This window comes from Marinobacter sp. EVN1, assembly GCF_000475375.1.
GTDB lineage: Bacteria > Pseudomonadota > Gammaproteobacteria > Pseudomonadales > Oleiphilaceae > Marinobacter > Marinobacter nauticus.
In genome coordinates this window covers 1-1,170 of the sequence record NZ_AXCB01000048.1, presented here as the reverse complement: position 1 = coordinate 1,170, position 1,170 = coordinate 1, and the positions used below count along the sequence as shown (strand labels likewise).

Genomic DNA, 1,170 nt, shown 5'->3' with positions numbered 1-1,170 from the left:
GTCCCTTAACAAAAGTTCGTCGAATATATTGTAGCATAGGGTTATAATTGCAGAAAGCATCGATGGAGCTACTGCAATGGGTCGTCCAGTTATTCCTTTGATCATAACAAACGAAGAACGCGATGAGCTTCATTCGTGGGTTCGGCGGCGACAGATGCCGGCAGCCGAGCAGCAGCGCGCACGAATGATCCTGTTGAGCACTGAGGGCCTACCTGGACGAGTGATTGCTGAGCGAGTGGGCGTAACGGCAGAAACAGTCAGTAAGTGGCGTAAGCGGTTTGAACAGTTCCGTGTGGCGGGCCTGACAGACGCCCCGAGAAGTGGTCGGCCCCGCAGTATTGATGATGAGAAGGTGGCAGACGTTATCAACAAAACGCTTCAATCCAAGCCCAAGAATGCGACCCACTGGTCTACCACTCTGATGGCCAAGGAAACCGGGCTCAATGCCATGGCAATCAGCCGAATCTGGCGGGCGTTTGGCTTGAAGCCTCATCGTCTGGAGACCTTTAAGCTCTCAACCGACCCCCACTTTGTGGCCAAGGTCCACGACATTGTTGGGTTGTATATGAATCCGCCTGACCGGGCTTTGGTCCTGTGTGTGGACGAGAAAAGCCAGATACAGGCGTTGAACCGCACTCAGCCGGCGCTTCCGCTGTCGTTTGGCTACTCCGAAACCAGAACGCACGATTACGTTCGTCACGGCACCACGACCCTGTTTGCAGCCCTGGACGTTGCCACGGGTGAGGTTATCGGACGCCTTCACAGGAGACACCGAGCCAAAGAGTTTTTGGCGTTTTTAAAAGAGATTGACCGGGAGGTTCCGGAGGACCTGGATATTCACCTCGTCATGGACAACTACGGGACCCACAAGACAGCAAAGGTGCGAGCCTGGTTCGCTGCACGGCCCCGGTATCACGTGCATTTCACGCCAACATCAGCCTCGTGGGTCAACTTGGTGGAACGATTTTTCGGCCTGATCTCGGATCGCTGGATCAAGCGCAACTCACACCGCAGCACTCGCGAACTGGAGGCGTCCATTAAAGATTATCTGGCAAGATACAACGACGATCCCAAACCTTTTGTCTGGCGCAAAACGGCGGATCAAATTATTGAATCAATTGCGCGCCTATCCGACAAACTTAATAATAAGACGAACTTTTGTTAAGGGAC

1 protein-coding gene is annotated in these 1,170 nt (G+C 53.3%); it reads left to right on the top strand.

Features of this window, described 5'->3' with window-relative positions; translation table 11 throughout:
• Positions 1 to 76: 76 nt before the first annotated feature.
• Positions 77 to 1,165, top strand: a complete 1,089-nt coding sequence (locus Q674_RS36960; protein WP_011786732.1) for an IS630 family transposase — start codon at positions 77 to 79, stop codon at positions 1,163 to 1,165.
• Positions 1,166 to 1,170 lie beyond the last annotated feature (5 nt).